Annotated in this window: 7 protein-coding genes; 3 read left to right on the top strand and 4 right to left on the bottom strand. The window is 58.1% G+C overall.

Translation table 11 applies throughout. The features are described from left to right. Positions 1-178: 178 nt before the first annotated feature. The 3 genes from V6C16_RS05755 to rplM form a co-directional block, all read right to left on the bottom strand. The gene (locus V6C16_RS05755) at positions 179-1,435 is read right to left on the bottom strand and encodes a divergent polysaccharide deacetylase family protein (protein WP_333542874.1); all 1,257 of its coding nucleotides are present in this window, start codon (positions 1,433-1,435) and stop codon (positions 179-181) included. Between the two features lie 181 nt (positions 1,436-1,616). Further along, positions 1,617-2,009, bottom strand: coding sequence for a 30S ribosomal protein S9 (gene rpsI / locus V6C16_RS05750; RefSeq protein WP_333534886.1), 393 nt, complete (start codon positions 2,007-2,009; stop codon positions 1,617-1,619). A gap of 13 nt (positions 2,010-2,022) precedes the next feature. Then, a complete protein-coding gene (gene rplM / locus V6C16_RS05745; RefSeq protein WP_333534887.1) occupies positions 2,023-2,457 on the bottom strand; it encodes a 50S ribosomal protein L13 in 435 nt (144 codons plus the stop codon). 264 nt (positions 2,458-2,721) lie between these two features. On the opposite strand from rplM, the gene V6C16_RS05740 reads away from it, so the two are divergent. From V6C16_RS05740 to V6C16_RS05730, 3 genes are all read left to right on the top strand, one after another. Further along, complete coding sequence (locus V6C16_RS05740; RefSeq protein ID WP_333534888.1) at positions 2,722-3,963, top strand: HD domain-containing protein; 1,242 nt, start codon at positions 2,722-2,724, stop codon at positions 3,961-3,963. Positions 3,964-4,263: 300 nt separating this feature from the next. Then, entirely contained in the window at positions 4,264-5,046 is a 783-nt protein-coding gene (locus V6C16_RS05735) for a translation initiation factor 2 (protein ID WP_333534889.1), read from the top strand. Positions 5,047-5,238: 192 nt separating this feature from the next. Beyond that, positions 5,239-5,391 carry a hypothetical protein gene (locus V6C16_RS05730; protein ID WP_333534890.1) on the top strand — a complete coding sequence of 51 codons (153 nt, stop codon included), beginning with the start codon at positions 5,239-5,241 and terminating at the stop codon, positions 5,389-5,391. Positions 5,392-5,905: 514 nt separating this feature from the next. On the opposite strand, the gene V6C16_RS05725 is transcribed toward V6C16_RS05730, so the two are convergent. After that, the coding region (locus V6C16_RS05725; protein WP_333542873.1) for a DNA polymerase at positions 5,906-7,225 on the bottom strand (1,320 nt) is incomplete at its 5' end.

The following is a 7,225-nucleotide window of genomic DNA, read 5'->3' as shown; positions in this document are numbered from 1 at the left end:
CCCGCGCGCCCCTCGCGGCGCGTCGCCCGTCCGGAGCCTGCCCCCCACTGAAGCAGTTCCGTCAGGCAAATTTGAAAAATCGGTGCGGCTGCCGCCTTTGGGGGCGCCGGATCTGTGTGTCAGCCTTTGAGGCGCAGCGTTCGCGGCGGGCGTAGTTTTTTCAGCGCCCGCAGGGCGTTCAGCGCTCGACCTCTTTTGCGGTATTGTCCGCAGCTCTGTCCCGGGAAGCTCCGGCTTTTTCCAAAGCCAGACTCCATATGAGGCGGCGCAAGGGTACAAGGGCCACGCTTTCCCTGTTCTGCCAGGTTCGCAGGGCGCTCAGCGTTTCGGCGTAGGGATGGCCGATGGCAATGGCGTATCCACGGGTGCGCACGACGGCTGCCGCCTGATCCAGAGCCTTGAGAATGGCTGGGGTCTGGCGGTTGGTATCAAGAAAAACAGCACGCCCTGCGCTTACAATTCCCTGGGCGCGGGCTTCTTGTGCCAGCCGCGAATCGGGCGTTGTGATACTGTCCAGCAAAAAAAGGCCCGTACCCGCAATATGGGCGCATACAGTGCGGCAGGCGGCCGCATCGCCTGTAAGGGCGGAACCCATATGGTTGTTCATGCCCACGGCCGTGGGCAGGGCCGCCAGGTCTTCCGCAAGGACAGACTGTATGCGCTGCGGCTCCATGCCGACTTTCAGGACTCCCTGGCCGGGATTGGGAACGGTTCCGTCCTTTCTGGGCAGAGCCTCCATCGGCACATGCACCAGCACGTCCATGCGCCGTTGCGCCGCCAGTTCCGCCGTGGCTTTTGCCTGCGGGGCGTGGGGCCATATGGCGGGTGTTACGGCATAGGGCCGCTTATGGTGCGCAACTATGGAATCCGCCCCGGCTGCCATGCTCCGGGCGGCTTCCGTAATACTCTCCCGACTGAAAAGCAGAGGAATGCCCGCTTCTTCCGGGCGCGGCAGCGCACGATGCTCACAGATATTGCTTCGGAACAGCTCGCTCCAGGCCGCTGCATCTGCCATGCCGGAACGGCAGACAGCCCGCAGATACAACGCAGGACTGGCATGCGACAGGCGGGCCGCTGCATCGGCAGGAAAGCCCACGCAGACTTTTTCGTGCTGCGGCAGAAGAATGGCGCATTCCAGCAACAGGGCAGCCAGAACCGGACGCACGAAAACATCCTTTTCCGCATCGCGGCATGATGCCGCAAGCCCGACCAGGTAGTCTGCGCTTTGCGCGCTCAGGTGACGGAGCAGGTGAAGATGCAGAAAATCATCCAGGGGCGCGGCTTCAAGGCGCTCCAGGGCAGCCTCGAAATCCAGATCCTCTGGCGGCACACAGGAAAAATAGCCGGTGGTGGCCTGCGTCTGCTCGTGGGTGTAAGCGTAATCAAGGACAGGCAAACGGCATGGGGGCAGGCTGTCTTTGGTCATGTCGGTCATGGCAACTCTCTTTGGCTGAGGGCATGCGGGAAGCCGGCAGCCACAGATCATACATTTTTACTGGGAAAAGCCCGCATAAAAAGGCCCGCTACTGGGGCGGCGTGCAAAAAAAGGCGGGCCGCAAAGGCGACCCGCCGGAAAAATACGAAAGCCCTGACAGGCAGGGCTTTCGTAAAAGGTATTAACGCTTGGAGTACTGGTACCGGGCGCGTGCAGCGCGCAGACCGTACTTTTTACGTTCTTTCTTGCGGGCGTCGCGGGTAAGGAAGCCAGCCTTCTTGAGCACTGGGCGCAGGGCGGGATCTACCAGCAGAAGAGCCCGGGAAATACCGTGGCGCACAGCTTCGGCCTGACCGGTCACACCACCGCCAGCCACGTTGACGCGCACGTCGAGCTTGTCGGCCAGCTTGGCAAGCACCAGGGGCTGGCGAATGATCATCTGCAGGGTCTTACGGGGAAAATAGTTCTCAAAGGAACGCCCGTTGACCATGATGCCACCGGAACCGGCATATATGCGGGTACGCGCCGTGGCGGTCTTGCGACGGCCGGTGCCGTATTCAAATTTCTCGCTCATGGCATTCTACTCCTTAATGCGGCAGCGTCAGCGGCTGAGGATTCTGGGCGGTGTGCGGATGTTCAGGCCCGGCGTAAATTTTGAGCTTCTTCAGCATGGCGCGGCCCAGGCGATTTTTGGGCAGCATACCCTTCACGGCGGCCATCAGGACGCGGGAAGGCTTGTCGGCCAGCACATCGCCGAGAATGGTGGTTTTGAGGCCGCCAACCCAGCCGGAGTGCCGGTAGTATTTCTTGTCAGCCAGCTTGTTGCCGGTGACTTTGATTTTTTCGCAATTCACAACCACGATAAAGTCCCCGTTATCCATATGCGGGGCAAATTCCGGCTTGTGCTTGCCGCGCAGGCGGTGGGCGATCTGGCTAGCCATGCGGCCAAGCACCTGATCCTGAGCGTCAACCACGAACCACTGGCGGTTGATGTCTTTGGGGGTGGGGCTGAACGTCTTCATCGGAATGACTCCTCACATCTGCAAATAGCAGCAGCCGTAAAGGCCGCAAAAAAGTTCATTGCGCGATGCGCCGTCGAACGGGGATGACGACAATATCGCAGTAAAGATAGCTTCAATACGGCAAACTCCCGCACCTGTCAAGAGCCTGCGCGCCCGTGCGCGGAAAAAGCCCGCTAACTACGGGCAGCGGCATGAAGCCCTTGAGCTTTACCCTATATCTTCCTATACTGCCAAGTGTTTTTCCGTCATGTTCCCGGAGAAGGTATGGCAGATATTCGCAAAAGCTTGCTTCAACTCATATTTTCAGGCGCGTATCTGCTGCGCTGGAACGACAAGCTGCGGCCCGCCGAATTGCTTGAAATTGACAAGCAGGCGCACAAGATGCTGCTGGCCTGTGTGCTTTGGCATGAAAACTCGCTCCACATGCCCGAAGAAAAAAAAATGCGGCTTGCGGGCGAAATTATTGAAGGCGGCCTTTTTGACTATTTTTACCGCCTTATCATAACCGACATCAAGCCACCGATCTTTTACCGCATAAAAGAAAATCCCGAACAGTACCGCCAGCTGACGGACCATGTGCTGGAAAGCCTGCAACCGGCGCTGTCGCCACTCGGCCCCTTCTGGGAACGCATGTGCCGCTGGCACCACGCGCCGGACGAAGACAGCCTGCCCCGCCGCGTCCTCACTGCCGCGCACCTTTACGCCTCGCAATGGGAATTCAACCTGATCAAGCCCCTCAACAGCCATTTTGACGAAGAAATGGACGATATCGGACAGTCCTTTGTGGACAGGCTGGATACGTTCGCCGACCTCAAGGGCCTGGAGCAGATGCGCACCCAGGGTACCGCCCTGACCCGCCTGGCTAACCTTTGCGGGCAACTGCGCTTTCAGATACGCTGGACGCAGGCCCCGCGCATTCCTGCAACTTCCGTACTGGGGCATATGTTTATCGTGGCGTGCTTCGCCTACTTTTTCAGCCTGTCGGTCAACGCCTGCCGCGCCAGGGCCAACAACAATTTTTTCTGCGGCCTTTTTCATGACCTGCCTGAAGTGCTCACCCGCGACATAATCTCCCCAGTCAAGCGGTCCGTGGCGGACCTGCCGAAGATCATCAAGGAATATGAAGAAAAGGAGCTGGAGCGCCGCGTTTTTGCCCCCTTGCGGCAACAGGGCTTCACTGCCCTTGCGGAACGCATATCCTACTATCTCGGTCTGGGCGTTCAGTCAGAATTTCAGGAATGCGTGCGGCGCAACGGCAGGGTTGAAAAGATTTCCGGCTTCTGCGACCTGCAGGAACACTGCAACACCGACGCCCTTGATCCCAAGGACGGGCGCCTTATTAAAGACTGCGACAATCTGGCCGCCTTTCTTGAGGCCCACAGCTCCATCCGCAACGGCGTTTCGTCGCCCCACCTGCTGGAAGCCAGAGTGCGCCTGCTCACCCTTTTGCGGCAAAGTCCGCTCACATGTCTCAGGCTTGATTCTCTGCTGGCGGACTTTGACTAGAAATTTTATCGTTGTAATGTGCATTCGCAATGCTTGCAGAACGATGCCCTTGAGATCCGACAACACAAACCAATGCTTGAGGTTGGTTATTCCACACACTTTTTGTCAGATTGCATAAACATACTGCAAGAACACGTTAATGACAGCCCTTTGTCGTACATGCATCGGAACATTTTCAAGATTAAACACCTTTAAATCACAAGCATCCGTGGTTACAGCCGCAGAAAAACACCGCCCATTTATGGGCATATTCTGAAAAATACGTTCCAAGCTTACCAAAAGGAGCAGCCGCAGACCGCCATGCCCTTGCACTCCACATCTCCCCGCCGCCTGCTTCGCATGCTTGCGCATGCCGGGCCGGTTCCCCTCGTCATGCAGGCCCTGATTCTTGCCACCATCTTTATCCTTGCACCCGTATCCGAAGCATCAGCCCTCACCGCGTCCAAGGGGGTTTCGTTCTACGCCAGGGATATGGAGTTTTACTACAAGGAAAACCGGCCCGAAACACTGCCCGGCATTCTCCGCTCGTTTGATGCGCAAAACGTGCTCTATGACCGGCAGAAACAGCTCACCCTGGCGGCCTTTCTGGCAGAAACCCTTAAAACCGACCCCACTGCGCGCCAGCGCCTGCTGCCGCTGGTCCCTTCGCTCAGCCGCGACGGCAAGCGCACGCTTGCCTGGGCCGTCCACCTGGCCGGACTGACAGACGAAGCCGCGCTGATGCAGTTGCTGCTGGATAAAAAAGACACCATCCTGCTCCAGCAGATACAACATAACCCCACTCCCCTGCTGCAATGGAATCTCACCAGCGAAAAAACGGTGCTTCAAATGTACTGGGCAGCCTACACGGCTTCCGGCAACACAGTTTATCTGGACGCCATCATTGACGCCGCCCTGCGCTATGCCGACCTCAATTCCAGCGGCAGACAGAATGATCCGGCTTTTGCCGTAAGCCAGACCGCAGCAGCATCCCTTTACGAAATGGCCCCCCGCCACGAGTCCGTACACAACCGAGTGCGGCAAAGGCTTGAGGGCCTTTCCGGTCCGCAGGCAGAAGCCCTGCGCACCATCTTGCGCCAGTAGGGGCCGGCAATGCACCCTGAATCCGTTCTGGCGGTTGCGTGATCAAACGCCGCCTGGAAGGAGCAGCCATCCTCGGCCACCGCCCGAAAAATTTGCAGTTGAAAGATTACCCTGCATCAGCGTTGCAAGCGCCGTGATGAGCACCACAACACCGTTCCTACTTCGCCGCAGCGCAGGGCGCGTAGAAATTACATGGCAGACGTTAACGAAAATACCGCCCCCCTCAGTGACAAGGGGGATTTTATGTCCACCACGCCGCCCGCCGACGTTGTGCCGAACGTGTTTGCCAAGCCGTACCAGACGGCCCTGTCCCTGCTGTCGTTATTCAAATTTTCCGGCACCTGAAACATTGGCTCGGCAACGGTAAAATGACCAGGGCCAAATATACCAGAGCCGAAGCCAACGTCAGGCATATTCTGGAAAAATCCTTCCAGCCCTTTGTTCGTTGGTGCAATGATCAGAAAAACGGCATGTTTTCCTGACAGGCCGCCCGGCGTTCCTTTGCACACGGGCTGTTCTAGAGCAGCTTAACTTTGAAATGCTTCACATTTCAAAGTTTTCATTCAGCCGAAAAATACGATTTTCGGCTGAATCCACGCCACATTGTGGCGCGCTGCACTTTCGTGCAGCGTTAGAGCATTTACACTTTTTCAAAGTGAAATTGCTCTAACCGGTAAAAATCCGGCGCAGCCTTGGCGCGACGCCGCGCCCATCAGCGATTGTCCCGCCTCCGCGCCGCGTAATGCCGTCAGCGAAACCAGTCGAGCAACTGGACAAGGCACAGCAAAAAACCGTGTCAGCCCGCTGTGTTGTAACCATCTCAGGCATAAGCGAAGAATGACTTCAGGCGTTGGATGCCCTAATGCGCCGTTCCCCAGTTCTGGCCTACGCCCCAATCCACCACCAACGGAACCGAGAGAGGCTCTCCACCGGGTTTAACGGCGCTCATCAGGTCGGCCACGCGCGCTCCGGCGGCCCTGGCGGAAGCTTCCGGCACTTCCAGAAGCAGTTCGTCATGCACCTGCAAAAGCAGACGGGCCTCATGGTCCCGCAACTGGTCATCGGCGGCTACAGCCAGCATGGCCAGCTTGATGATGTCTGCCGCCGAGCCTTGAATAGCCGTATTGATGGCCTGGCGGCGGGCCAGGGCATACGCCTGCCCGTTGGGCGAATGAATGTCCGGCAACAGACGGCGGCGGCCGCCCAGGGTGGTCACATAGCCCTGCTTTTTGGCGGTTGCCTCCACTGATTCATAAAATTCTTTCAGTCCCGTAAGGCGCGAAAAATAGCGTGCGATGAATTCCTTGGCTTCACTGGTGCTGATTTTCAGGTCCTGCCCCAGCTTTTGCGCGCCCATGCCATAAATAAGGCCAAAGTTGATGGTTTTGGCATTACGCCGCTGATCCGGGCTTACCTGATCGGGCGCAAGGTCATAAACCAGAGCGGCCGTGCGGGCGTGAATGTCTTCTCCGTTGCGAAAGGCTTCCAGCAGGGCCTTGTCCTGCGACATGTGGGCCAGCACCCGCAATTCTACCTGCGAGTAGTCGGCAGACACAAGGGCATTGCCCTGGTTGGCGATAAAGCAGGTTCGCATGCGTTTGCCCAGATCGCCGCGCACTGGGATGTTCTGCAGATTGGGATTGCTGGAAGAAAGCCGCCCCGTGGCCGTGGCCTTCTGGTTAAAGGTGGTATGTATGCGCCCGTTGCCGTCCATAAGGCGCGGCAGGGGATCAAGGTAGGTGGAGCGCATTTTTTCCAGCTTGCGGAATTCAAGAACACTGTCGACCACAGGATGGCGACCTGCCAGCTTTTCAAGGGTATCCTGACTGGTGGATGCCTGTCCGCCCTTGGTTTTCCGGGGCGAAGGCAGCTCAAGCGTGCTGAACAGCACATCGCCCAATTGCTGCGCGGAGCGGATGTTGAACTCCCTGCCCGCCGCCTTGTATACGGCGGCCGTAAGCGTATCCAGTCTGCCCTGCACATCGGAAAGAAATGATTCAAAGGCAGCGGCGTCGATGGCAATGCCGCGCCGTTCCATAGCCGCCAGTACGGGAGTAAGGGGCAGCTCAAGGCTGTCATAAAGCTCCGCAAGCCCGTCCTGCCGCATACGGGCCTCCAGCACTTCAGCCATGCGCAGGGCAAGCAGGGCCGGGCCGGGGCCATCATCGCGCAAAGGCGC

The sequence above is a fragment of the Desulfovibrio sp. 1188_IL3213 genome, from assembly GCF_036763145.1.
Lineage (GTDB): Bacteria > Desulfobacterota > Desulfovibrionia > Desulfovibrionales > Desulfovibrionaceae > Desulfovibrio.
The sequence above is the reverse complement of the archived record's forward strand: the minus strand, read 5'-3'. Positions and strand labels throughout refer to the sequence as shown.